Below are 24,440 nucleotides of genomic sequence, written 5' to 3'. Positions count from 1 at the left end.
CTGATTAATAGTCATCAGTCATTAGTCATTAGTTATTAGTTATTAAGCTGCTGACTACTGACTAAGGACTACTGATTAATAGTCATCAGTCATTAGTCATTAGTTATTAGTTATTAAGCTGCTGACTACTGACTAAGGACTACTGACTAAGGACTACTGACTACTGACTACTGACTACTGACTACTGACTAAGGACTAAAAAAATGACCGTCAAAGTTTTAATTCCCACTCCCCTGCAAAAATTTACCAACAATCAAGCCACGATCGAATGCGCCGGCGATAACATTTCCGAACTAATTGAATCCCTGGAAACCAATTGTCCTGGCATCAAAAAAAGCCTGTGCGACGAAAAGGGAGAACCCCGCAGATTTCTCAACTTCTACGTCAACAGCGAAGACATCCGCTTTTTGGATGGCTCAAAAACAGCCCTCCAAGATGGCGATGAAGTCAGCATTGTTCCTGCTGTTGCTGGTGGCTGATTAATTTTTAACCGCAGATTGAGGCAGACGAACGCAAATGAACGCAGATAGTTATTTAAATCTATCTGCGTTCATTTGCGTTTTAGGAAATCAAATGTAGGTTGGTAGCTGCGCTTGGGTACCCAAGCGCAACTACAAACCTAAAACTTATTTCTTTGTCCGCAGTGCGTCAGAAAATTATCGCACTAGGAAGCTGCCCTTGCAGCAGTCCGGGGACGGCGCCGGCCAGTCACCTGATTGGCAGGAGATGGCAAGGATGGGGATGGCAAGGATGGCGATGCCGATGATGGCGATGATAATAGCTTAGGTGCTTCCAGGGCACCTGGAGATACTGCTGCTTTTTCCGATCGCACGGCTTCTTCAGGAATTTGCATCAGGAATACCAGCAACGGATTGCTTTGCAGTTCCCGGCGCATCACTCGCCCAATTGCCTTTTCTATTTGCGTTTGAACTCCTACCCAGTCAATGTCAACTTGCGAGTCAGCAGTCGCGGGTTTTACAAATTCTGACCAGCGATCGCTCAAAACTGTTTCAATGGTTTGAGTGATTAATCCGATCACCTCCGCGCGATCGGCTGATGTCACTACACCTTTCAAGTGAACTTCTGGTTTGGCAACTAATTTGCCTTCCCAATTCAAAGCCGCCGCTACCGTTACAACGCCATCTCCGGCTAACTGCTGACGTTCCTTGAGGACGCTAGCTTTGACCACGCCCGATCGAGAAGCATCTACCAATTCAATTCCTGAAGGCACTTGACCAGCGACTCGCATCGAATTTTCGGTCAATTCTACGACATCGCCGTTATCAATAACCACCATATTGCTAGCGGGAATGCCCATGCTTTGAGCCGTCTTGGAGTGCTGGATCAGCATCCGGTGTTCCCCGTGCACTGGCAAGAAGAACTTGGGACGAGTCATGTTAATCATTAACTTTTGGTCTTCTTGACAACCGTGACCCGAAACGTGAATGCCTTTATCGCGGCCGTAAACCACGTGTGCTCCCAGCATCATCAGTTTATCGATCGTGTTTACCACTGCGATCGTATTTCCGGGAATCGGATTAGCCGAGAAAATGACTGTATCGCCCTTTCTGATTTTCAGTTCGTGATGTTCGCCGTTAGCAATGCGAGTCATCGCCGCCATTGGTTCGCCTTGGGAACCTGTAGTTAAAATCAGCACCTTGTCTTCAGCCAAATTGCGGATTTCTTTCAGCGGTTTGAAAATACTATCTTCGCATTTGATGTAGCCGAGATTGCGGCAGTGAGCGATGACGTTAAGCATCGACCGGCCAACCACTCCGACATACCGATTGTTTTTCTTAGCCAAGTCCAAAACAATTTGCAATCGGTGTACCGACGAAGCAAAAGTCGTCAGCAGCACTCTTCCCGGTGCTTGAGCGATAATTCTGTCTAAATTCGGCGCCACAGAACCTTCCGAAGCGGTAAAACCGGGAACTTCCGAGTTAGTAGAATCGCTAATCAAGCACAACACGCCTCTTTCGCCGTACTCCGCTAGCTTTTGCAAATCAAAATGCTCGCCGTCTACAGGAGTGTGGTCAATTTTAAAGTCTCCGGTGTGGATCACAATTCCCACGGGAGTGTGAATTGCCACAGTAAAACTGTCGGCCATCGAGTGAGTGTTGCGGATGTATTCGACTAAGAAATTCTTGCCAATTCTTACAGTATCCCTGGGTCGAACCGTTCTCAATTCAGTGCGGTGAGACACTCCGGCTTCTTCGAGTTTTCCGGCTAGCAAAGCCATCGCCAAACGGGGGCCGTAGATGACCGGAATTTCAAATTGTTTGAGGTGATAAGGGATACCACCTATGTGGTCTTCGTGACCGTGAGTCACGATCATACCTTTAATTTTGTGGCTGTTTTCCCGCAGGTAAGTCATGTCTGGGAGGACAATATTTACCCCGTGCATTCCATCTGTCGGGAACGCTAAACCGGCATCTAAAAGAATGATTTCGTCGCCGTACTCGAACACACAAGTGTTTTTACCGATTTCGTGCAGCCCGCCGAGGGGAATAACTTTTAGAGCAGATGCAGTTGTATTTTTGATCATGCGTATCCTTTGTTAGTTATTTTTGTTATTGGTCTGTTAACTGTTGACTGTTGACTGTTGACTGTTGACTGTTGTCTGTCGTCTGTCGCCTACTGTCTATACCTCTCCAATAATCCCTGTGGAACAGGCATCCTGCCTGTTCAAGACAAGCTTTTTGGGAGGTTTTTATCTGTTGTTCGTTGATGGGGGCGATTTTTTCCAAGATATTTGTGGAAAACTCCCCTACGGGGTTTTACTATCCCCTACAGTCAGTTGTCTTTTGCCTTCAGTCTTTAATCCTCAGTCTTTACTTTTTGACTGTTAGCTAATTACTAACAGTTAATTACTAATGACTAATGACTAACAACTAATGACTTATCACAACCAATATTCAGTTGTCTGAAAACTCGTTCTCGCTCGTCTAGCTAGCTGATACTGCTGCTAGCTGACTCAGTACGTCCTTTAACTTTTGAGTTACCTCAACGGGCGGATCGCACAGGGGCGGACGGGTGGAGCCTACATCCCAGCCTTGAAGTTTGAGAGCTGTCTTGACGGGAATGGGATTTGTGGTGAGAAAAAGAGCTTTAAACAGGTCAAAAAGTTGCAAGTGAATCTGGGTAGCGACTTGAACTTGACCGGCCTCGAAAGCTTTGATCATCTGTTGTAGTTGCTCTCCTACCAGATGGCTGGCTACGCTAACTACACCAGATCCTCCTACCGCCAACATTGGCAAAGTTAGGGAATCATCTCCAGAATAGATGGCAAATTCAGGGGATGTCAAGCACCGAATTTGACTTGCTTGATCCAAGTTGCCACTTGCTTCTTTTACGGCCACAATGTTGGGGATTTCTGCCAATCGAGCCACCGTTTCCGGCAACATATTCTGACCAGTGCGACCGGGGATGTTATATAACATTATAGGCAATTCGGGAGCAGATTGCGCGATCGCCCGAAAATGATTATATAAACCTTCTTGCGGCGGCTTGTTGTAATAAGGAACCACCTGCAAACAACCATCTAACCCTAGTTTAGCTGCTTTTTGGGTAGCTGCTACTGCTTCTGAAGTAGAATTCGATCCGGCTCCTGCGATTACCAACGCCTTACCGGCCACCGCCTTTTGTACCACCTGAAATAATTCGTACTCTTCATCCCAGGTCATAGTGGGAGACTCGCCAGTAGTGCCGCACACTACCAAGCTATCAGTACCGCGATCGGCTAAATGAACTGCCAATTTTTCTGCTACCGCATAGTTAACGCTGCCGTCTTCCTTAAACGGCGTAATCATTGCAGTCAGAACCCGTCCAAACTTTACCACACTTTCTCCGATTTTAGACTGTTGATGTTTGATTTTAAATTTTTGATTTCAGATGAAAGGTTGATCTAAAATCCCCAATTTCAATTTCCCAATTGCCAGGGTTCCCCCTAAGTAGAAGCCGCCGCCACTTGGGTTCGCAACAAATCTTTTTGGGCCAGCAACTCAGCTATCTGCACCGCATTTAAAGCCGCCCCTTTGCGAATTTGATCGCCCGACAGCCACATTTCCAACCCGCAGGGGTGAGAAATATCTTGGCGAATCCTGCCGACTAACACGTCATCCTTACCGCTGGCCTCGACCGGCATCGGGAAATAATTAGCTTGCCAGTCTTCTACCAGCTTAACCCCGCTTGCCTGCTTTAAGATTTCCCTGGCCTCGATCGCGCTAAAAGGCTCTGCAAACTCTAGATTAATCGCTTCCGAATGAGCCCGCAGTACGGGAACCCGCACACAAGTTGCCGTAATTTTAATCTCGTCCGTACCAAATATCTTCCGAGTTTCGTTTACCATTTTCATCTCTTCTTCACAATACCCCAAATCATTAATCGGGGTGTTGTGCGGAAACAAATTAAATGCTAAGGGGTAGGGAAATATATCTGTTTGGGGCGTTTCCCCCTGCAAAATTGCTCTTGCTTGAGCTTTCATTTCCTCCATTGCCCTCGCCCCCGCGCCGCTGGCTGACTGGTAAGTCGCTACAACTATGCGCTGTATCGGCCTAACTTTGTGAAGCGGCCAAACGGCAACTGCCATCAAAATAGTCGTGCAGTTGGGATTAGCAATTATACCTCGGTGAGCTGCCGCCGCTTGGGGATTGACTTCTGGAACCACTAGCGGTACGTTCGCATCCATGCGGAAAGCGCTAGAATTGTCAATTACCACTGCTCCGGCTGCCACCGCTTGCGGAGCCCATAATTTAGAAGTAGAGCCGCCGGCAGAGGCGAGCACCAGATCTACGTTATCAAACGATCGCGCCGAAACTGCTTCGACCGGCAGCATCTCGCCGCCAAAAGGCAAGGTAGTGCCTGCTGAACGTTCCGAAGCCAGCAGCTTCAAGTGAGAAATCGGAAAACTCCGGCTGTGCAATAGTTCTAGCAACTCGGCACCGACTGCGCCGGTAGCCCCTAAAATGGCAACTCGATAGGATTGAGACAAATTAGTTTCCTCCACAAATTAAAGTCTAAACGATCGAAATCAAAAATTTAAATAACTGCAATTCTCAATATCAAACTTAATTAATGTTATGCGACATCAGGAGCATGAGAGGATAGCAATGGTGCAGTTAAGCGAAAAGGCAGATCGAACTTCCTGAATGCGACGTGCGATCGTACCCAATGCCAGTTTAGCATCTTTTGTCGCTCGCCCACGCCCAATCCGCATCCGGTTAAGTTTTGCGATATATCTGCATTTTCGCAGGCGCATCCATTGACTTTGACTGGCCGCAGAGACCGGCAAGATTGACATCACAGGGCGATATGTGCTATGGTGCATCGGCAATTAGTGGACTTAACCTCCACATTCCTAGCAGCAAAAGCTAGTATCCTCAAACCAAAACTATTTGGCAAGAGCCAAAAAAGTAGCCGGCAATGACTTACAGTCTCATCCGGTAAAGGTGTTGTAGTTGTGCCGTTACGAGTCAAAGCGTACCAAATTAAAATGCAGGCAAAGTCAGATTTGTATGTATTTTATCAAGGAAATTGGGTCTAAAACCCTGTCCTTCTAGGACGGCTTTAATTTCTTAAATCCCTTCCTAAAAGTCAGGAAATTTCTAGTATTCTAGAGTAGTCAAGGTTAAACTCCTGCGCCCTAGTGCATAAAAACAGTTAACGACACACTTTGGCGCGTAAACCGGGGGACAAAGAGCGGCGAAAACTCTATAAACAGCTAGGGGCTTAACACAGTTCCTTTAACCAGAGAAACAAACTATTTAGTCTTGTTAAGTAGGGTAGGGCATACCCGAACTCTAGGTAAATATCCTAGTACGCTTTTGGAGATAGACCAAGAAGGGATGACTGCGAATCAGGCTCGTTAATTGGTAGGATTTCTACGGTTAAAAAGTTTGAGGATTGCCGAAAGGACGCAACATTTTAAGGTCAGTCGCTGAATTAAGAATCCCTGTCCTTTAGGTCAGGGAGTGTCAATACACTATTGTTAAATATCAAAAAAGCCGATGAAAGTAACCCAGGAAAAACTTCCAGCTAGCCAAATTGGTCTGGAAATCGAAGTACCGTCAGAAAAGTCAAAACAAGCTTACGAGCAAGTAATTAAACAATTTGCTCGCGAGGTTAATATTCCTGGGTTCCGCAAAGGCAAAGTTCCCCGTCAAGTTTTGCTACAGCGCCTAGGCCAGACTCGTTTGAAGGCGACGGCTTTGGAAAATTTGATTAATGATTCCCTGCAAAAAGCCCTCGAACAAGAAAAAATTGCCGCAATTGGCAGTTTTGAACTTCGCACCGAGTTTGAAGAATTACTAGAGAAGTTCGATCCAGAACAGCCTCTGATTTTTTCGGCGAAGGTTGATGTACAACCCGAAGTGAAAATGGGTCAGTACACAGGTTTGCAGCTTCAAGCAGAAGAAGCTAAGTATGATGAGGCTCAGGTAGATGAGGTACTGGCCAAATATCGATCGGACAAAGCTACTTTAATCCCTGTAGAAGGCCGGCCGGCTCAGTTGGGAGACACGGCTTTGGTTGATTTCTCCGGTAGATTTGCGGAAGCACCCGAAGGCGAAACTCCCGCAGAAATTCCTGGCGCTCAAGCAGAAGACTTTCAAGTAGAATTATCGGAAAATCAGTTTGTACCGGGCTTTATCCAAGGCATGATCGGGATGAATCCAGGAGAAACTAGAGAAGTTTCTGTGCAGTTCCCAGATGAGTATAGCAGTGAAGAATTAGCGGGGAAACCTGCCGTCTTTACGATTACTCTCAAAGAACTTAAGGAAAAAGAATTGCCGGAGTTGGACGACGACTTCGCCCAAGAAGTCAGCGAGTTTGAAACTTTAGCAGAACTGCGCGAATCGCTCGAAACTCGGTTTAAAGCAGACCAAGAAAACAAGACATCAGCTAATAAGGAAAAAGCTATATCAGCAGCCCTCGCGCAGCTAATAGAAGTGGAAATTCCCGAAACAATGCTCGATCGCGAAATCGATTATTTGTTGAATCAACAAGCCCTCCAATTGAAAAATTACGGCATAGATATCAACCAACTGTTTACCGAAGAAAATATGGGCCCGATGCGGGAACGCTCGCGCCCGGAAGCAATCGATAGGCTCAAGCAGACTCTAGCTCTGGCAGAAGTAGCCAAGCTGGAATCCTTATCTGTTGAACCAGCAGAAGTAGCAGCAGAAGTAGCAAAAATCAGAAAGCAGTTTCCCAAAGGAGATTTTGACCCCCAAAGGTTGCAGGAATTTGTAGCAGAAGACTTGCTCAAACAAAAAACCCTGAAATGGTTGGAAGAAAAAGGAACAATCGAACTCGTACCTGAAGGCTCACTGACTCCTGCCGCAGAAGAATCTGATGCAGATGCAGATGATGCAGATGATGCAGAAACTTCAGAAGCAGCCACAAGCGTCGAAGTTGAAGTTGTAGGCGAAGATTAGGGCGCAGAATCAAAGTAGTAGGGACACCGCACGCCAGCCCTTCTTCGTGTCAACAAACACGTTAAACCCGCAGTCCGGCAGGGGTTTAAACCCCTGCCTCAAAGCTAAAGTCCTCGCTATGAGGACTGAATAATTCATTAGTCCTCATAGGGAGGACTTTAGCTATAAGCCCCGTGGAATTCATTCCCTGGCGGACTAGCGGGCCCACTGGTGGACTTGGCGGGCTGAAATCTTAAGTGGACACTAAGGGGGTATTGGAGTGTCCCTACGGCGGGGATCGATCGGAGGTATCTGAAGTGCGATCGAATTTTACGTTAAATGTCGAGCTACTGTTGAATTTGGGTTAAATAGTCACAAGATTTTTGCTCGACTATACCCAATGCCCAATGCCCCATTCCCCATTCCCCATTCCCCATTCCCCCGATATCTGTTCAGAAGAGGCATAATAGTTAAAAGCTGGCGGCTTAATTTAAAGCTTTCATCAGCAGCAGCAAATTGTCTAGAATCCTTGACTGGTGTCTTATGGTTGTATCTCAATCTTCCAATTACCTAATTACAAGCTATAACGATTTTGATGTCAGTTCCAGCCCCAGCAATGTAGTGCCGATGGTGCTAGAACAGTCGGGGATGGGCGAGCGAGCCTTTGACATTTACTCGCGCTTGCTGCGGGAGCGAATTGTGTTTTTAGGGACTCCCGTAACCGACGAAGTTGCTGACTCGATAGTGGCTCAGCTATTGTATCTAGATGCCGAAGACCCAGAAAAAGATGTCCAAATGTACATTAATTCCCCCGGCGGCTCGGTGACGGCCGGCATGGCAATTTATGACACAATGCAGCAAATCCGCCCGGATGTGGTGACGATTTGTTACGGTTTGGCAGCGAGTATGGGCGCATTTCTACTGACAGCAGGAGCCCACGGTAAGCGGATGTCTCTTCCGAGTTCCCGGATTATGATTCACCAGCCGCTTGGAGGCGCTCAAGGTCAAGCAGTTGATATTGAGATTCAAGCCAAAGAAATCCTTTATCATAAGCGTAAGCTGAATCAACTGCTAGCGCACCACACAGGTCAACCGATCGACAAATTAGAGGCGGATACAGAGCGCGACTTTTTTATGTCAGCCGAGGAAGCCAAAAATTACGGTTTGGTCGATCGAGTTATCGAAAAGGAAAACCTTCCGACGGCGGGAGAGAATGTCACTGCACTGAATTAAGAGGCTGTTATGTCTAAGTACGACTCCCATCTAAAATGTTCGTTTTGTGGCAAGTCTCAAGAGCAAGTACGCAAGTTGATCGCAGGCCCTGGGGTGTATATCTGCGACGAATGCGTTGACTTGTGCAATGAAATTTTAGATGAGGAGTTGTTTGATTCGAGTGCAGTACCCGCAGCGGCGGTGCCTCCGAAGCAGGAAACGACGCAAAAGCGCCGCGCTACTTCGGGCAAAAGTATGTCGCTGAGCCAAATTCCCAAGCCGAGGGAAATTAAAAATTATCTCGACGAAAATGCGATCGGGCAAGATGAGGCGAAAAAGGTGCTCTCGGTGGCAGTTTACAACCACTACAAGCGCCTCAGCTTTATCCATGCCAAAAATAGCGGCAAGCACCCGCCGGAAGAAGTAGAACTGCAAAAATCGAATATTTTGTTAATCGGGCCGACTGGTTGCGGCAAAACTCTGCTGGCTCAGACTTTGGCAGATATGCTAGACGTGCCCTTTGCGGTGGCTGACGCGACGACGCTGACGGAAGCGGGCTATGTCGGGGAAGATGTGGAAAATATTTTGCTGCGGCTGCTGCAAGTGGCAGATATGGACGTGGAAGAGGCGCAGCGCGGAATTATTTATATTGATGAAATTGACAAAATAGCCCGCAAGAGCGAAAATCCTTCGATTACGCGGGATGTGTCTGGGGAAGGCGTACAGCAGGCGCTGCTGAAAATGCTTGAGGGGACGATCGCCAATGTACCTCCCCAAGGTGGCCGTAAGCATCCCTACCAAGACTGCATCCAAATTGACACTAGCAATATCATGTTTATCTGCGGCGGTGCTTTTGTCGGTCTTGAGAAAGTGATAGAGCAGAGAACGGGTAAAAAGTCAATGGGTTTTATTCAGCCGGGAGAAGCTCAGCCGAAGGAAAAGCGGGCTGCTGATGTACTCAAGCAACTGGAACCGGATGATTTGGTGAAGTTTGGGATGATTCCTGAGTTTATTGGGCGGGTGCCGGTGGCGGCGGTGTTAGAGCCGCTGGATGAGGAAACGTTGATGGCGATTTTGACTGAGCCGCGCAATGCTTTGGTTAAGCAGTATCAAAAGCTGCTGAAGATGGATAATGTGCAGTTGGACTTTAAGCCAGAGGCGATTCGGGCGATCGCCCAGGAAGCATACCGCCGCAAAACTGGAGCACGGGCGCTGCGGGGAATTGTCGAAGAATTGATGTTGGATGTGATGTACGAGTTGCCGTCGCGCAAGGATGTTGCCCGGTGTACGATTACTAAGGAAATGGTCGAGAAGCGATCGACCGCCGAGTTGTTGGTACTTCCCTCTTCGCTACCCAAGCCAGAGTCAGCTTAAGTTCAGATATTTTACTATTCTCGTGGAACAGGCAGGATGCCTGTTCCACAAAAATTAAATTTTCTTGTGGGGTGGGTTCTTATAGCCCGCTCTAAAGCATTATTGAACGAAGTCAGCGCAACGAGAGACTAAAGAATCCAGTATGAAATCTATTTGTGGAAAGGAGGAAAAGTCGGCCAAAGCTAGGGAGCGAGAGAAGTTGATTTTTAGTCATTTTCGGTTTCATCTAGATCGTCGGGTTTCAATCGTTTTAGACTTTTTTCACTAATCGGGAAATACACATTGAGGGATTGATGTCCTTGGTAAGTATCAGTGAATTTCCATTCTAAAATTAAAGCGGCTACAATCAAGCAACCGTTAGCAACATAAGACCCAGTGTCTTTAATACCAAATTTACTTTTTTTTCTAGCCCACCAATTTTCACAAGCGTGTTTTAACCCATAACTTGTATGTCGATAATTAAATGATTTGATGGACTCTATTTGACTCAGCCAATATCGAGAGCGATAAATTTGGTCAAGATAATATTTATTATTCCAATCTTCGATTTGCCACAGCTTAAATTCACTCGCATCTGTCCCCATTCTAATTTTGTAACGGCTGTATTGTTGTTCAGTCTGAAAATACCCATCAACAGTTAACCAAGGATGTTTTTCAACTACGGTCAAAACTCTCTTCCATTCTGATTCAAAATCGATACCTAATAAAAAAGGAAAATCGTATTCGCTCAAAAGTTTTCTCATTTTTTCTCTACCTCAACAGGAGGACAAGTATTAGTATAGCAATAAAGATAACTGGTGCTGCCAGCCTAGCCCAAAACAAGGTTTCTGTAAGTTCCAAAGCCAGAAAATCCCAGACACCAACAGATATCCACAGGATAATACCTACCAAACTCAAAATAGCGGAGAGCGACATACTCGCCGGAAACCCTGAAAACGGTTGTATAATAGCAACCGCCAAGGCGGTTATGGCATAAACGGGATTTTGAGTGCGGAGCATTGTGGAACAGGCCGGAGAGCCCGTTCCTAATAATAGTGCAAGATGTAATATCAACTGGACTTAATATTATATGTCAAGCCAATTCCCAATTCCCAGTTCCCAATTCCCAATTCCCAATTCTCATTTACCAATCTATAAAATCATCCTCATTTAACTCAGAAGATAACTCGGAAAAATCGGGTTCAGATTCCAATCTAAAAGTTTCCGACTCCCAAATCTCCAAGTCATCCGACAAATCGACTACTTCCCCGTCAAACATATCAGCCAACTTCCTAGTCGAATTCGCGACATTTCGCGCATCATCACGCACCGCTATAGCCTGAGCGTTAAAGTCATTTTGAGAGTCTGTAGAACCGTTTGTGGGCGATCGCGATTCGGAAATTGCCGGCACATTAACGGCGGTATTTTCAGGCGCTGGCGGGTGTTTTTGTTCTTCTCTACCCTTCCCCAAAAAATCCTCTGTAATCTCAGAACCCGCCGAGTTCTGCACCTGTTGGCCGGCATCATCTGCAGGATGAGAATTCCTGGGATTTTCGCCACCAAGTCCGTTAGAAGTAGGCAAATCCTTGGCGCGGGAACTTTTAGTTTCAGCGGGATTTGTCAAGCCCACCTTTACTGTTACTCGACGGTTAAAAATTTGCAAAAAAGCTTCTTCAATATTAGCTACTTTGTCTTTAACCATATTGAGCAACGGCTGCGAACTAATCTTAACATGAGCAGTATCATTGCTAAAAATTACTAGCTGTCCATGTTGGCGAAGCAGCGATTGAGTTCCATGCGGCCGCACGCGGTCAAGTACCTGTTCCCACACTCGATTTAAATCGATTTCATCGGCCCAATTAGTCGAGGAATAATTTGTTTGATTAGTTTCAGCAGTTGGTACAGGTGCGGGAATCGCTGCTGCAGGTGTGCTGTCTATTCGATTAGCCACAGACGGCGACTGCGGCGGAGGAGTTTGCGAATTGGGAACTGAAGATTGTTCAATATTAGATGTCTGGCTCCCCGCCGATTGTAGGGGCGGTGCCCCCGTGCCCGCCCTTGGTTGGGGGGGGTGATTTTGTGGTGGTTGAGCAACATTTTTAGCTGGTTCGGCTGTTGGTTGCTGCTGAGTTCTAATTGCTGAGGGCAACAATCCCAACAGCGTTACTTCCAGCCATAAACGCGGCTGAGTGGTGTTTTTAATTTGCACTTCGTGGGTTTGCAAATGTTTCTGACCTGCCAAAATCAACTCCGCATCCCAATGGCGGGCAAAATCCGCCAATTTTTCCCAAGTTGCCGATGTTAAAGCTACTAAATCTGACCGCTTTGGTGCAGCTTTGGCTATTAGCAAATCTCGGTAAAAGCTCGCGAGACTTTGCAGCACGATTAGCGGTTCCCGACCGCGATCCATGAGGTGGCGAGTCATGTCTATTAGTGCTGTAGCGTTATCTTTGTCAATAGCTTGCAGCAAATCCATTAAATCATTTTCGGGAACCGCGCCGACTAAATCCCAAACTTTTTCAACTGTTACTTGACCGGGAAATAAGCTCAGTTGGTCTAGCAAACTTTCGGCATCTCGCAGACCTCCTTGGGCGATTTGAGCAACCATTTGTACTGCATCACTGGCAATATTGATATTTTCTAATTGGGCAATTTTGTGCAAATGAGCAATCATTGCTTCGAGGGGTATGCGGCGAAAGTCGAACTTTTGGCAGCGAGAAATAATAGTTGGTAATACTCTTTGTGGGTCGGTTGTTGCGAGAACGAATACAACGCGATCGGGCGGTTCTTCTAGGGTTTTCAATAAGGCATTAAATGCCTGGGTACTGAGCATATGAACTTCGTCGATTACATATACTTTATAGCGGCACTGTACGGGGGAAAATTGAGCTCGTTCGATCAAATCCCGAATGTTATCTACTCCGGTGTTGCTGGCGGCGTCAATTTCGATGACATCTAGTGTGGAACCTCGGGCAATTTCTTGGCAAACGTTGCATTTGCCACAGGGGGTCGGGGTGGGGGCAACCGTAGAAATACAGTTGAGAGATTTGGCGAAAATTCTGGCACTAGAGGTTTTACCGGTGCCTCTGGGGCCGGTGAATAGATATGCTGGTGCTATGCGCTCTTGTAGGATGGCGCTGGTGAGGGTTTGGGCGATCGCCTCTTGACCGACTAATTCGGCAAATGTCTGAGGGCGATATTTGTGGTGCAGGGGTTCGTAGGTCACGATCGAATATTGGTGGTATTAGCTGTAATCTTAGCTAAGGAGACGTTGTTCGATCGCAAAGAGGGTTCGACTCTCACAGCCAGCCGCCCGGTGGGCTTGCAAGGCGGGAGTGAGGGCACAGTAGGAATTATCACTCTCCCAACGTCCGCCCCTCGATCGTCCGGGCGATCGGCTGTTCTCCGTGATGTTTTCCGCTGCTCGCTCCCAGAGTTACTATTAATTTATGTGTATTTCTTTTTATTTTGCTAGAAACGGAGACCGCCGAACAAACATTTTTTTAGCTGTATTGGTATAATATATTACAGACAATTCACCATTTCTATTGGCCAGTACCAGCGCGGGATTCTCCGATATTTCGGAAACCTGCTTGCAGTTAAAGATAAAGTATTAATTAGAGGGTGCGTGCTCCAGTTGCAGAAATCCAGTTGTACCAAGATGATGGTGGAATAATGTCAATGTTGGTTGATCCAGTTGCACTACCAGCTCTACTCTGGAGTCCTGTATAAATATAGCGTCAAATTTTACCCTTTAAAAGCCCATGTCAACCCAAATAATCCTTGTAGAACCAAGGTTGGCAGTAGCCTCTCCCAAACCTAAAAAGGCTAAACCCGGAGATCCGTCCTCAGACCAACTCTTAATAGGAGGGGCGGGATTACTGTTGTTATTGCTTATCGGTTTAGCGGTGTTTACCAAGCTAAAACTCGACGATTTGAGTAAAAAGCTCAAATTTGAAGAGTTTAGAAATCGAGAACTCCAGAAAAAATACAAAATGGCTCTGGAAACCATGTCAAAGATGGAAAAGAATCCCGACCTTATCCACTCGCGAGACTTTAATTTAGACTACCTGAGAATGCGGATGGCGGAAGAAGTCTTTCACTTTGCCATTGTGAACCAGATCAAGGTAAAAGTCAAAGAAAAAATTAGTATTGCCCTGCGTCCGACTCAGGCTGCAGTGGGAGATAAAAACGGGAATGCCGGCAGCGGCAGGCAAGTTGATTCGATGTTTGATATCGAATACGAAACTGGCGATCCCGCAGTAAAAATAGAAAAACGAGTGCTGTTTCGGATTCAAATTAAGCTGATGAAACTGCCGACTCAGGCAACATCGGCGACAATTAATCAAATTATTGACTGTTTGGAAACTTATCTGAGTCCTTCAGACGACCACGACAGTTGGCAGCCGACAATTCAAGGTCGCATCGTTCATATTGAGTGGGATCAAAAAGCCAAGCCGACGCCGATGTTGGTGCTGGAACAGTCGAATGAAGGGGTAAATGTTACCTTTAGGACTACGAGAACGCCTGCGGGCAGACCTGCAAATGACCTTGACAGCCAGTTGACAGGAGCTAAAGGTCAAAAAAGTGGCAAAAGTAGTTCTAAAACTCCAGCCAAAGGTACAACAAAAAGTCCTACCAAGGTAGGAGGAAAGCGTCCCGGTTCTCGGAAATAAGTTGAGGTGAATTAATATTATTTTCCCGAAAGAATGCCTGTGGCAGCCGTTGTGGATGTGTCTTGTGCGAGGTAGCCGTCTTCCATGTGAATAATGCGATCGGCTATGTCTAAAATGCGGTTGTCATGGGTGACAAGCAAAATAGTGCAGTGCTGTTCTTTGGCCAAACCTCGCATAATTTCTACCACATCTCGACCTGATTTACTGTCTAGTGCTGCTGTGGGTTCGTCTGCTAATACTAATTTCGGCTGGCTGACTAATGCGCGGGCGATCGCCACTCTTTGTTTTTGTCCACCAGAAAGACTGCTTGGGTAATAATCTATTCTTTCTCCCAAGCCCACAGCTTCCAGAATCCCTTCTATTTTATCATTAGTTTCTTGGTTAGAAAGATGGTTGTGCAGGTCAAGGGACATTTGCACATTTTGCCTAGCTGTCAAGCATTTGAGCAAATTATGAGCTTGGAAAATATAGCCGATGTCGCGACGGATTTTAACTAATTTATTTTTCGCCGTTCCCCGCAATTCTTGGTCGAGAATTTTCAGACTACCTTCTTGGATCGATCGCAAAGCTCCAATTAAGGTTAACAATGTTGTTTTACCAGACCCCGAAGGCCCTGTCATCAGCACAATTTCGCCCGGATAAATTTCGAGGTTGATATCAAATAATGTCTGTTTGCGAAGTTGACCTTCGCCGAAAGAATGGTTGAGATTTTTAATTGAGACAACTGGTACTGTGTTCATGGTAATGGCTAGATTTAAAAAGAGCAACAGACCAGTCTCATATACGATCGGGATCGATTCCCTGCGATCGCAAATAAGCCGCCAATCGCTCTTTTTGTTCTCGTTCGCTATCTGCCCGTTGGCGTTCCTGTTCGGCGCGCAGGCTTTCAAGCCTAGCTCGCTCGCTTCCTGTCAGCAATAAATTGCCTTGGTTATCCCACCAGCGCAACCACTGCTGCGTCTGATTTTGATAGCTACCCGACCATACACCCAACTCTACTCCCATTAGGTCGATCGGGTAATGTCCGCGATCGTTTGGTTCCAAGCGCCGATACCGAGTATTCACACAGTTATAGACTTCTAATTCACTGGTTTGGATCTTGTAGATTGCGTAGTACGGAATCCTGATAATTCGCTCGTATACCCAAAATTTTCCCGGTTTCTGGTTTCCGCCAGATGGTAAAGCAGATAAAGGAGTGCTGTCGAGTTCTTCAGAACCATCACCCGAAGCAAATTCGATCGCAATCAACGGCACAATATACTCTCGCCACAGCACGTAGGAACGGCGGTATTGCCCGTCTAATCTCGGCGGGACGTTGGGGACGTAGAACCAGTCAGGCGCTTCGGCACCCTTTTCTGGAGGGTCGGTTTCGCGCCAGTAGATACCGCAATCTTGCCCGATCGCATATTGTCCGTCAGGATGAAGATTTTGCAGCGTAATTTCCAGGGAGTCTGTGAGCAGGATACTCTGGGGATGTTCTTGAAAGTTTTTCACAAACGTGCCGTCAGATTCTGGGAGTTGCGTGTGATCGGGAAAGGCGGGAGGCAACGCTGTGGGGTTGAGGTTTTGGGTCATAGCGTATAACCGAGGGAGAGCGCGATCGAGACGGATGCTTTCTTACAGCATAGCGTTCGATCGGCACAGCTATCCAATTCCCGATCTGGCAAAAAATTAAGGGGATAGTAAACCCAGAGTTGGTATTACTTTATTTTTTCGAGGCAGAAACCTGGTTTTTTGTGTAAATATGAGATTCCGAGCCTTTAATGTCGATTAAAAACCCGGTTTTTTTTGTACGGCTGCGTCCAGGACTGTACTTATTCTTAGCATTCTTCAATGAGATAAACCTGTAAAATTCAAAATAATCACACCTAGGATGATGAAGGAAATGGCAGAAATCCTAAAAACCGTAATGGGATCTTTAAAAAAGAAAATGCCTCCAATAGTGACAAGAGCAATCCCCAACCCGGAGAAAATTGCATAAGCTACGCTCACATCTAACTTTTTAATAGCTAAATTTAAAAATATAAAACTAATTCCATAAAAAATTAGCATCAAAATCGAGGGAACCACTTTTGTGAAACCCTCTGATAATTTCATATAAATAGTGCCTGCGGCCTCTAAAACGACAGCAAGAAGTAGATAAATCCAGCTTACAGAATAGTGTGGCTTTGGTATTGACATTTTTGTTCCTCAATAATTTTGCGTGTTTTGCTCGTTTCCTGGATAATTTAAGGGTTTTAAATTTTCACTTCAGGATATAAGGCGTTTTGTTTTGCTCTGAGAATCTTCTGTTTGACTCGATCTCCCAAATTATCTATAAGTGAATACGCTGCATCAAATCCCAAAAATGCCATAAAATATAAATTAGCCTTATACCCAAAAATGCAAAATAATAAAACTGTTATTTTGGTAATAATCCGATTGTAAGAAATTACTTTTAATACCAAATGTAACGAATTTTTATGATTATCGCTAAAATCATTTAACCATTCATCTGCAAAAGATGAAAACGCTATGGCAAGAAATATCAACAACCCAGTAGATAGCGATGAGAAGTCGATTGCAACTGGAAAAATTAATATTCTCAATACAGCAGAAATAAGGATCGATACTGTTAAAAGTCTAAAAATTAAGTTGTCTATTTTACCCGATCCCAATAATCCTACAGCTACACCTATGAAAATTATCCCAGAGATGTAGTCTATAAAAACTAAAGAAACAAGTAAAAACATGGAGATAGCAGCTAGGAATAGTGCAATTTTTTTATTAAAAATGGATTCGTCATAGGCTTCATCAATGTATTTAGTGGAACCTCCTAAAACCATATAACCACATAAAATGTAAAAGTTTAGCGCTAGATTATCAGCATTTTTTTATGATAAAAAAAACTTCTATTAGTATAACTAATGACAGGATGACAGCAGGGGTGACGATTTTCATAGTAAAGATCAACCAAAGGAAACTTTGGGCGCAAAGGAAAGTTAGACTAAAACAAATCATAATACGCATGGGGGCGATAAACCCGGTTTCTCCGAATTTTGCATTGAGTAACGAGAAATCTACGAAGAAACTGGGTTTCTGAGACTTATCCCCTGAAAATCTATCCGTTAAATCAGTTACATCCCGTACATTGCTCGTTGCCGAACTTCTTGCGTTAAAAAATATCTGCCGGATCTGCCGCCTGCAACTTCCTAACTGCGATCGCCCCTGATACAGTACACATAATAACTGTCATTGTAAACACAGTTACAACTTTCCCCAAAGTCATGTACATCGGTAAACTCGTAGCAGTTCTCGCTAAATTGTACAGCACCACAGAAATCCCTAGTCCGGGCAAATAGCCCAGGATTGCCAAAATTAAAGCCTCTTGAAAAACCACACTCAAAAAGTAACTGTCTTTATATCCCATCGCCTTCAAAGTAGCGTATTCTGGCAAATGGTCGGTAACATCAGTATAGAGAATTTGATAGACAATCACGATGCCGACAATAAACCCCATTGTCGCGCCGAGAGTGAAAATAAATCCGATCGCCGTGCTTTCCTCCCAATATTTTCTCTCAAAAGCTATAAACTCTTCTTTAGAAGCAATTGTCACGTCTTGCGGTAAAGTTGCCCTCATTTTTTCAATAACTGCCTTGACATCAGTTCCCGGCTGCAAGTGAACAATTCCGACATCAATTAAGCCTCTAGTTCTTCTACTGTGAAAAATCCGCAGAAAGTTCAAATCGCTGGTAATAATATTGCCATCAGCACCGAAAGATGCTCCTAAAGTAAATAACCCCTCTACAGTAACGCGGCGGTTATCTATTTCAGTTTCCACAGGCTTTCCCTGGTTGAAATATTCCGCTACTGGCCCAAACTCCGGGCGGGAAGATCGATCGAATAAAACGACATCTGAAATTTTGATTTTGTCCAAATTATCCTTAACTTCCGGCAGCTCAAAGATGGGACGAGCGGGGTCAAAACCGATTACCATCAGTTGGCGGGTATTGTTTTTGTCTGGTTCGGGATTTTTCCACAAACCAAAGCCTAGATATACCGGGCTGATTCCTGTAACGCCATTAAAACTCAAAGCTTGATACAAACGCCGTTGGGGAAAACTTTTCATGGCTATTAAAGCCGTAGACTGGGTGCTGGTGATAAAAATATCCCCTTTTAATTGCGAGTGAAAGCTGATGGAACTTTCAAACAGCGCATCTCTAAATCCAAACTGGATAAACATCAGCAAGTCAGCAAATCCAATGCCGGCTAGCGCGATTACTAAACGCATTTTTTCGCGAGTTAACTGTGCCCAAGCTAGCGGTATTTTTGCCATACAATGAAGGAAGAAGGAAGAAGGAAGGAGGAAGAAGGAAGGAGGAAGAGGGAAGAAGGAAGGAGGAAGAAGGAAGGAGGAAGAGGGAAGAAGGAAGAGGGAAAAGGGAATAAGGAAGGAGGAAGAGGGAAGAACGAGTAATGAGTAACAAGCTCGATCGCTCCTCTGACCAATTACCAATTACTCATGTTAGATGTCTATTTTAACTTCTACTTGCAAGTTTGTTAGGGTTGCAACTTTCTTGCTCGATGCCGGATCGAGGCGAATTCTTACTTCGATAACTCTCGCGTCGGTGTCGGCGGCGGGGTCTGTATTAAGGACATCTTTTTTGCCGATTTGTTTGCCGATGCGAGCGACTGTTCCTTCCAAAGCGCCTGCAAATACGGGGCTGGTGACTGTTGCGCGCTGGCCGTTTCGCACTTTGGCGATGTCGGTTTCGTAAACTTCTGCTACGGCATACATTTGATCCGTGCCGCCTAGTTCTACGATGCCGTCTTGAGTGTTGACACGTTCTCCTTGTCGGCTGTGAACTTTGAGGATGTAGCCGGATACCGGTGCTTTGACGTAACTTAAGTTTAAGTCTACTTGAGCTTTTTGTTTGGTGGCGATCGCACTTTCTACGGCTGCTTGGGCTGCTTGCACGTCTTCGGGACGTACTTCGGCAATTTGGTCGAGATTTGCTTTGGCTTGATTGATTTCTTCTTGGCCGGTTTCTGCTTTTTGTTTGAGTATTGCTTCGGCTTGATTAATTTGTTCTCTACCAGTTTCTATCTTTTGATTTAAGGTGGCTCTAGCTTGGTTAATTTCCTGCCTGCCTGTTTCTAACTTGCGTCTGAGATTGGCTCGCGATTGATTGATTTCCTGCTGGCCTGTTTCTACTGTTTGTTTGATTGTTGCTTTAGTTTCGACTATTTCCTCACGCAAAGTTTGCACGGTTTTTTCTAATATGGCTTGAGCTTCTTTGACTCTCTGGCGAGCCGTCTCTGCTGCTAAGCGTTTGGTGTCGTAGGCGGAAGCTGAAATTGCGCCTGTTTCGGAAAGTTCTTTGTTGCGTTGTTCCTCGGCTTCGGCGTTGGTTAATTCGGCTTTTAGCCGATCGACTGTAGCATTTTGAGAGGCAATTTCGCCGCGCAATTGAGCTTCTAGCCTAGCCAATTTGGATTGCTGCACCTCTGTTTCTCTGTCTAGTTGTGCCTCAAATTTGGCAAGATTAGCTTGTTCGGCTTCGGTTTCTCTTTGCAGTTGTGCTTCAAACTTGGCGACGTTAGCTTGTTCGGCTTCGGTTTCTCTTCGCAGTTGAGCTTCTAAGCGGGCGACATTCGCTGCTTCGCCTTCGGTTTCTCTTTGACGTTGAACTTGAAACTTGGCAACTTCTGCTTTCCCGGCGCCGACAACGCCTGTTTTTGCGCCTGCTTGAATTTTCGCTAATTCTGCTTGTTTGACTTTGACTTCTTTGTCGGCTTGTTGGAGGATTGCTTGGAGCCGATCGCGCGTATCGAGAACTGCTATGATTTGTCCTTGACTGACTCGATCGCCCTCTTCCACCTGCAACTGTTCAATTCTTGCTCCCTCCGACGCAGAAGGGGCGGACAATTTGATAACTTCCCCCTGGGGAGTCAACCTACCCAAAGCTGTGACGCTGTTGCGGGTGGCGACGGAAGTTGCAGCCGCCGTTGCAGCCGCCGCCTTTAACTCTTCGGCTTTTTTAAGTTGAGATACTTGCCAAAAACCGACTCCTGTGGTAATGAGAGTTGCACCGATCGCTAAACCGATAATTCCTCGCCCTGGGGGTTTTAAAAATGATTTATCCTTGAGCCGTGATTCCTTTACCATTACTTATAAAGTAGGTGATTTCCTGATTAAGTTTTTTTCACCTACTGTGAAGTATTGTAAACCAATTTCAGCTATTTAGGGATATCAAAAAGCACCTCGGTCATGTAATGTTCAGCCCAATCTTGACCGAAAGCTTTTTCTAGTACGCGGCGGGTTTTGTCGTTTTGCTGCTGCTGGGTGCAGTAGTAAATTTGAGCGTCTAGAATTTCCGAGGCTTCGGCGGCAGAGACTGGTTCGGAAGCGACTGCCTGTTTGCAGTGAATTTCCACGTAGGATTCAACAATATCCAAAAACCGACTGTTTTCTTCGATCGACTCTGGCCGCACAAACAGACAAAATTCTGAGAAAATATCCCCCCATTCGGGAATTGGGCGGGGACAAGAAAATTGCTTAATCGGCAAAATTTCCAGTTGGGTTCGGTAGGTTTCCGACAAAGTTCGATCTCGATTGAGGGGAGAAAGGTCTGCGATCGCGGCGCTAACTTGGCCTTTGCCTGCTACGATATCCGTACCGAACATCGGCAAAGCATAATTCGGTCTGGGAAACATCACGCAGTGCAGAATGTCAAGCAAGGGCCCGACTTTAGCGAGTTCGAGGTGTATTTTGCGGAACTGGGGCGTTTGATAGCAGCGGTTTTCAATGATCAGTTTTTCTCCTTCCAAGCGGCCTTCTACGTATCCCAACTCAGCGGGCAGGTGGTAGGGTTCGAGGTCGAGATAGCGGTGCCATACTGCTTCCATCCGGTCTGCTAAATCGCGGATGAGATGGTGCTGTTGCTCGCGTAGAGAAGGCTGGGATGTTTCTAACATTCTTATTTATCGTGCGATAGCTTAATAAAACTTGATTCTACTGTTGCAGGATGCAGGAAAAAAGGTAGATACTTTAACAATATCAGTAGATTGACTTAAGATTGACTTACGATCGAGCAAGTTTTAGAGGAGATTTTGTATGTTTGGTCTGGGATTGCCCGAAATGGGCATTATTGCGGTGGTTGCCATACTAATTTTCGGCCCCAAGAAGATTCCTGAGTTAGGAAATGCTTTGGGCAAAACGCTGCGGAGTTTTAAGGAAGGGGTTGGTCAATCTGAGGATGAAGCTGTTGAGAAGGAGAAGGAAAAGGAGGAAAAGAGCCAGTCTGGGGATTAGATAAATTAGGGATCGTTCGATTTTAAAAATGCGATCGATTCTGGGGAGAGAAGGCGATCCACTAATTTTAAATGTCCATTAGTTGTCGCCATTCTCACATAATAGAGCTTCTAGATCGCGGTAGCCACTCAGCAGGCGTTCAACTGCAATCCCATTTTCAATGGGACGGTAGAAGATGATATAGTTTCCAATAGCAAAACCGCGCAATCCCGGTGCTAGTTCTTCATAACTCCGTCCCATTCTAGGAGATTTTGCAATTAAATTGCATTGGTTTCTAAAGGTTTCAACAAAACGCCTCGCTGCTGCAATATTATCGCGAGCAATATAATTTTTAATCTCCCTCAAATCATACTTAGCTTGAGTGCTCAGAAAATAGCTACTCATTGATTGCCCGCTCTTCTAATTCTATTTCTTCCAGAAGTTCTGCAACTACTTCTTCGCCATCAAAAGTTTCTCCTCTGTTCGATTGCTCAATACCAACAGCCACTTCTCGGCGAAGTTTTTCGATCCGCATTTGACGCTGCATATCTCGCTCTTCAAGCAGTCGCAATGCTTCCCGAATTACTTCACTAGCCGATAAATACCTGCCAGTGTTGACCTTTTGCCGAACAAATTTTTCTAATTCAGGTGTCAGCGATACATTCATAGCTGAGTTGAAGTTGTGATGTATTTAAGCTGATTTTAGCAGGAATGTCAAAGTTTGTCAAACTTTGTTATGGCTGAGATAGAGCAGGCTTTCCAAAAAGTTCCAGGGCGGGTTTCACCGACAATAAGTAGTAGGACACAATTAATTACACAAAACTCTGGGCTACAACCCTTGTTTAGTAAAAAATCAGCAAAGAATTAGTGTGTAATTAATTATGTCCAATTACTTAATTGCAATACTCCGGACAGTTTTTGAGACCGAGGCTGAAACCCTCATTCTACCGTTAGCATTTGACCTCACTGAGAAGGTGGAAACCCGCATTCTGCCGTTAGTGATTGAAAACTGTCCGGACTATTGTAATTGGGGAAAACCCGCAATCTCCTAAACCCGAAAGATCCCAACTATAAAATCTTTACGAATTAGGAAATTTTCGTTCTCTAACTTCTAAAGAATAATCTTTCACAGCTTGGGTAATTGTTTCTCGCAAATTGGCGTAAGCTTTCGCAAAAGGCGGCTGTTTTTCGGAAAGTCCCAACAAATCGGAAGTAACTAAAACTTGACCGTCGCAGTGCGGCCCGGCGCCGATACCAATGGTGGGAATAGTTAGTTTTTGGGTAATTTGAGCGGCTAAGTCTGCGGGAATGTGTTCTAAGACGATCGCAAAGGCACCGGCTTCTTGAAGCGCGATCGACTCTGCTATGATGCGATCGGCTGCTTCGGCCGTTTTTCCTTGTTTTTTATAACCGAGTTGGTGTACCGACTGCGGAGTTAAACCGACGTGTCCCATCACCGGAATTCCGGCGGATGTTAGCTGCGAAACTGTAGCGGCCATTGCTGGATATCCACCTTCCAATTTTACAGCTTGAGCGCCGGTTTCTTTCAAAACTCTCCCGGCCGAGTGCATGGCTTGCTGGGGACTTTCTTGGTAAGTCAAAAACGGCAAATCGACAACAATTAATCCTTGTTTAACTCCGCGGCGCACTGCTTTAGCGTGGTGCAGCATTTCATCGAGGGTTAGCGGCAGGGTTGTGTCGTAGCCTAAGACTGTCATGGCGAAGGAATCGCCGACTAGGATGATATCTACGCCGGCTTGATCGATGAGTTGGGCGATCGCATAATCATAAGCTGTCAGGGCAACAATTGACCGCCCTTGTTGTTTCCACTGAATTAATTGATGAGTAGTGACTGACATTTTAGTGCAAAAATATAATATTATCTGTCTTCTACAAAAACATCCTCAAAGTCTCTATAACCACTCAACACCCTTTCAATTTGGATACCATTTTTAATAACGCGGTAAAAAATTACATATTTATCTACAGGGAAACTGCGTAGAGACGGTGCTAATTCCTCACGACTGCGCCCCCTTTCTGGAAAATCTGCTAATAAACGAAATTTTTCCTGAAAAACATTAAGAAAATGGTTGGCTGCATTGGCGCTAAACAGCAACAGATAGTTCGTGAGTTCCCTTAAATCTTGCTTGGCGGGGGCACTCAAAGTGTATCGACTCATTTTTCACCCTCATCGGCTTGCTGAATCTCCTCACGCAGTTCTCTTAACACTTCTTCACCATCAAAAACCTCTCCGCGATCGGAAGCTTCAATTCCAATCATTATTTCCTTGCGGAGTTCCTCTAAACGCACCAAGCGTTCCATTTCTCGTTGTTCTAGCAATCGTAACGCAGCCCATACCACTTCAGAAGCTGATGAGTATCTACCGTTGTTGACTGTTGACTGAACAAACTGCTCTAGTTCGGGAGTTAAGGATATGTTCATTACGTTGAGTCACCTATTTGAGTCAACTACTATTTCCCATAATAACAAAAAACTATCAAATTTTGCGATCGG

26 protein-coding genes are annotated in these 24,440 nt (G+C 45.4%); 8 read left to right on the top strand and 18 right to left on the bottom strand.

The genetic code is table 11. The features are described 5' to 3' along the window. Window positions 1–203 precede the first annotated feature (203 nt). Entirely contained in the window at window positions 204–479 is a 276-nt protein-coding gene (locus QUB35_RS00980) for a MoaD/ThiS family protein (protein ID WP_006632924.1), read from the top strand. Window positions 480–664: 185 nt separating this feature from the next. On the opposite strand, the gene QUB35_RS00975 is transcribed toward QUB35_RS00980, so the two are convergent. The 3 genes from QUB35_RS00975 to QUB35_RS00965 form a co-directional block, all read right to left on the bottom strand. Continuing rightward, window positions 665–2,545 carry a ribonuclease J gene (locus QUB35_RS00975; RefSeq protein ID WP_333138500.1) on the bottom strand — a complete coding sequence of 627 codons (1,881 nt, stop codon included), beginning with the start codon at window positions 2,543–2,545 and terminating at the stop codon, window positions 665–667. A gap of 400 nt (window positions 2,546–2,945) precedes the next feature. Next, entirely contained in the window at window positions 2,946–3,839 is an 894-nt protein-coding gene (dapA, locus tag QUB35_RS00970) for a 4-hydroxy-tetrahydrodipicolinate synthase (protein WP_333138498.1), read from the bottom strand. Window positions 3,840–3,946: 107 nt separating this feature from the next. Continuing rightward, entirely contained in the window at window positions 3,947–4,990 is a 1,044-nt protein-coding gene (locus QUB35_RS00965) for an aspartate-semialdehyde dehydrogenase (RefSeq protein WP_333138496.1), read from the bottom strand. A 1,015-nt stretch (window positions 4,991–6,005) separates the two neighbouring features. On the opposite strand from QUB35_RS00965, the gene tig reads away from it, so the two are divergent. From tig to clpX, 3 genes are all read left to right on the top strand, one after another. Continuing rightward, window positions 6,006–7,433 (top strand): trigger factor, encoded by a 1,428-nt coding sequence (gene tig, locus QUB35_RS00960; RefSeq protein ID WP_333138494.1) that lies wholly within the window; start codon window positions 6,006–6,008, stop codon window positions 7,431–7,433. A 522-nt stretch (window positions 7,434–7,955) separates the two neighbouring features. Continuing rightward, complete coding sequence (gene clpP, locus QUB35_RS00955) at window positions 7,956–8,645, top strand: ATP-dependent Clp endopeptidase proteolytic subunit ClpP (protein WP_333045253.1); 690 nt, start codon at window positions 7,956–7,958, stop codon at window positions 8,643–8,645. 9 nt (window positions 8,646–8,654) lie between these two features. Then, entirely contained in the window at window positions 8,655–9,998 is a 1,344-nt protein-coding gene (gene clpX, locus QUB35_RS00950; RefSeq protein ID WP_333138491.1) for an ATP-dependent protease ATP-binding subunit ClpX, read from the top strand. A 206-nt stretch (window positions 9,999–10,204) separates the two neighbouring features. Here the strand turns inward: clpX and QUB35_RS00945 are convergent, their stop codons facing one another. From QUB35_RS00945 to QUB35_RS00935, 3 genes are all read right to left on the bottom strand, one after another. Then, on the bottom strand, window positions 10,205–10,729 hold the full coding sequence (locus QUB35_RS00945; protein ID WP_333138489.1) for a hypothetical protein: 525 nt from the start codon (window positions 10,727–10,729) through the stop codon (window positions 10,205–10,207). A gap of 19 nt (window positions 10,730–10,748) precedes the next feature. Further along, a complete protein-coding gene (locus QUB35_RS00940) occupies window positions 10,749–10,997 on the bottom strand; it encodes a hypothetical protein (protein WP_333138487.1) in 249 nt (82 codons plus the stop codon). A gap of 124 nt (window positions 10,998–11,121) precedes the next feature. Continuing rightward, complete coding sequence (locus tag QUB35_RS00935; protein WP_333138485.1) at window positions 11,122–13,203, bottom strand: DNA polymerase III subunit gamma/tau; 2,082 nt, start codon at window positions 13,201–13,203, stop codon at window positions 11,122–11,124. On the opposite strand from QUB35_RS00935, the gene QUB35_RS00930 reads away from it, so the two are divergent. Then, window positions 13,180–13,452: a hypothetical protein gene (locus QUB35_RS00930; protein ID WP_333138483.1), complete on the top strand. Its 273-nt coding sequence runs from the start codon at window positions 13,180–13,182 to the stop codon at window positions 13,450–13,452. The genes QUB35_RS00935 and QUB35_RS00930 overlap by 24 nt on opposite strands. Window positions 13,453–13,741: 289 nt before the next feature. After that, entirely contained in the window at window positions 13,742–14,653 is a 912-nt protein-coding gene (locus QUB35_RS00925; RefSeq protein WP_333138481.1) for a hypothetical protein, read from the top strand. Window positions 14,654–14,670: 17 nt separating this feature from the next. On the opposite strand, the gene QUB35_RS00920 is transcribed toward QUB35_RS00925, so the two are convergent. From QUB35_RS00920 to devC, 5 genes are all read right to left on the bottom strand, one after another. Continuing rightward, window positions 14,671–15,393 carry a DevA family ABC transporter ATP-binding protein gene (locus QUB35_RS00920; protein ID WP_333138479.1) on the bottom strand — a complete coding sequence of 241 codons (723 nt, stop codon included), beginning with the start codon at window positions 15,391–15,393 and terminating at the stop codon, window positions 14,671–14,673. A 37-nt stretch (window positions 15,394–15,430) separates the two neighbouring features. Then, a complete protein-coding gene (locus QUB35_RS00915) occupies window positions 15,431–16,228 on the bottom strand; it encodes a Uma2 family endonuclease (protein WP_333138477.1) in 798 nt (265 codons plus the stop codon). 255 nt (window positions 16,229–16,483) lie between these two features. After that, complete coding sequence (locus QUB35_RS00910; protein WP_333138474.1) at window positions 16,484–16,834, bottom strand: multidrug efflux SMR transporter; 351 nt, start codon at window positions 16,832–16,834, stop codon at window positions 16,484–16,486. Between the two features lie 56 nt (window positions 16,835–16,890). Further along, window positions 16,891–17,478, bottom strand: coding sequence for a hypothetical protein (locus tag QUB35_RS00905; protein ID WP_333138472.1), 588 nt, complete (start codon window positions 17,476–17,478; stop codon window positions 16,891–16,893). Between the two features lie 329 nt (window positions 17,479–17,807). Continuing rightward, window positions 17,808–18,968, bottom strand: a complete 1,161-nt coding sequence (devC, locus tag QUB35_RS00900) for an ABC transporter permease DevC (RefSeq protein WP_333138470.1) — start codon at window positions 18,966–18,968, stop codon at window positions 17,808–17,810. Here devC and QUB35_RS00895 point away from each other — a divergent pair. Next, a complete protein-coding gene (locus tag QUB35_RS00895; RefSeq protein ID WP_333138543.1) occupies window positions 18,941–19,081 on the top strand; it encodes a hypothetical protein in 141 nt (46 codons plus the stop codon). The genes devC and QUB35_RS00895 overlap by 28 nt on opposite strands. A gap of 76 nt (window positions 19,082–19,157) precedes the next feature. Here the strand turns inward: QUB35_RS00895 and QUB35_RS00890 are convergent, their stop codons facing one another. Further along, on the bottom strand, window positions 19,158–20,801 hold the full coding sequence (locus QUB35_RS00890; protein WP_333138468.1) for an HlyD family efflux transporter periplasmic adaptor subunit: 1,644 nt from the start codon (window positions 20,799–20,801) through the stop codon (window positions 19,158–19,160). A gap of 71 nt (window positions 20,802–20,872) precedes the next feature. Further along, complete coding sequence (locus QUB35_RS00885) at window positions 20,873–21,610, bottom strand: phycocyanobilin:ferredoxin oxidoreductase (RefSeq protein WP_333138466.1); 738 nt, start codon at window positions 21,608–21,610, stop codon at window positions 20,873–20,875. Window positions 21,611–21,749: 139 nt separating this feature from the next. On the opposite strand from QUB35_RS00885, the gene QUB35_RS00880 reads away from it, so the two are divergent. Continuing rightward, entirely contained in the window at window positions 21,750–21,947 is a 198-nt protein-coding gene (locus QUB35_RS00880; protein ID WP_333138464.1) for a TatA/E family twin arginine-targeting protein translocase, read from the top strand. A 78-nt stretch (window positions 21,948–22,025) separates the two neighbouring features. On the opposite strand, the gene QUB35_RS00875 is transcribed toward QUB35_RS00880, so the two are convergent. The 5 genes from QUB35_RS00875 to QUB35_RS00855 form a co-directional block, all read right to left on the bottom strand. Continuing rightward, on the bottom strand, window positions 22,026–22,331 hold the full coding sequence (locus QUB35_RS00875) for a type II toxin-antitoxin system RelE/ParE family toxin (RefSeq protein ID WP_333138462.1): 306 nt from the start codon (window positions 22,329–22,331) through the stop codon (window positions 22,026–22,028). Continuing rightward, window positions 22,324–22,593, bottom strand: a complete 270-nt coding sequence (locus QUB35_RS00870; RefSeq protein WP_333138460.1) for a type II toxin-antitoxin system ParD family antitoxin — start codon at window positions 22,591–22,593, stop codon at window positions 22,324–22,326. The genes QUB35_RS00875 and QUB35_RS00870 overlap by 8 nt, the downstream gene beginning before the upstream one ends. 412 nt (window positions 22,594–23,005) lie before the next feature. Next, a complete protein-coding gene (gene panB / locus QUB35_RS00865) occupies window positions 23,006–23,785 on the bottom strand; it encodes a 3-methyl-2-oxobutanoate hydroxymethyltransferase (RefSeq protein ID WP_333138457.1) in 780 nt (259 codons plus the stop codon). Between the two features lie 20 nt (window positions 23,786–23,805). Further along, window positions 23,806–24,105, bottom strand: a complete 300-nt coding sequence (locus tag QUB35_RS00860) for a type II toxin-antitoxin system RelE/ParE family toxin (RefSeq protein ID WP_333138455.1) — start codon at window positions 24,103–24,105, stop codon at window positions 23,806–23,808. Beyond that, window positions 24,102–24,368: a type II toxin-antitoxin system ParD family antitoxin gene (locus QUB35_RS00855; RefSeq protein ID WP_333054747.1), complete on the bottom strand. Its 267-nt coding sequence runs from the start codon at window positions 24,366–24,368 to the stop codon at window positions 24,102–24,104. The genes QUB35_RS00860 and QUB35_RS00855 overlap by 4 nt, the downstream gene beginning before the upstream one ends. Window positions 24,369–24,440: the final 72 nt, after the last annotated feature.

The organism is Microcoleus sp. B13-B6, from assembly GCF_036705405.1.
In the GTDB taxonomy this organism is placed as follows: domain Bacteria; phylum Cyanobacteriota; class Cyanobacteriia; order Cyanobacteriales; family Microcoleaceae; genus Microcoleus.
The sequence above is the reverse complement of the archived record's forward strand: the minus strand, read 5'-3'. Positions and strand labels throughout refer to the sequence as shown.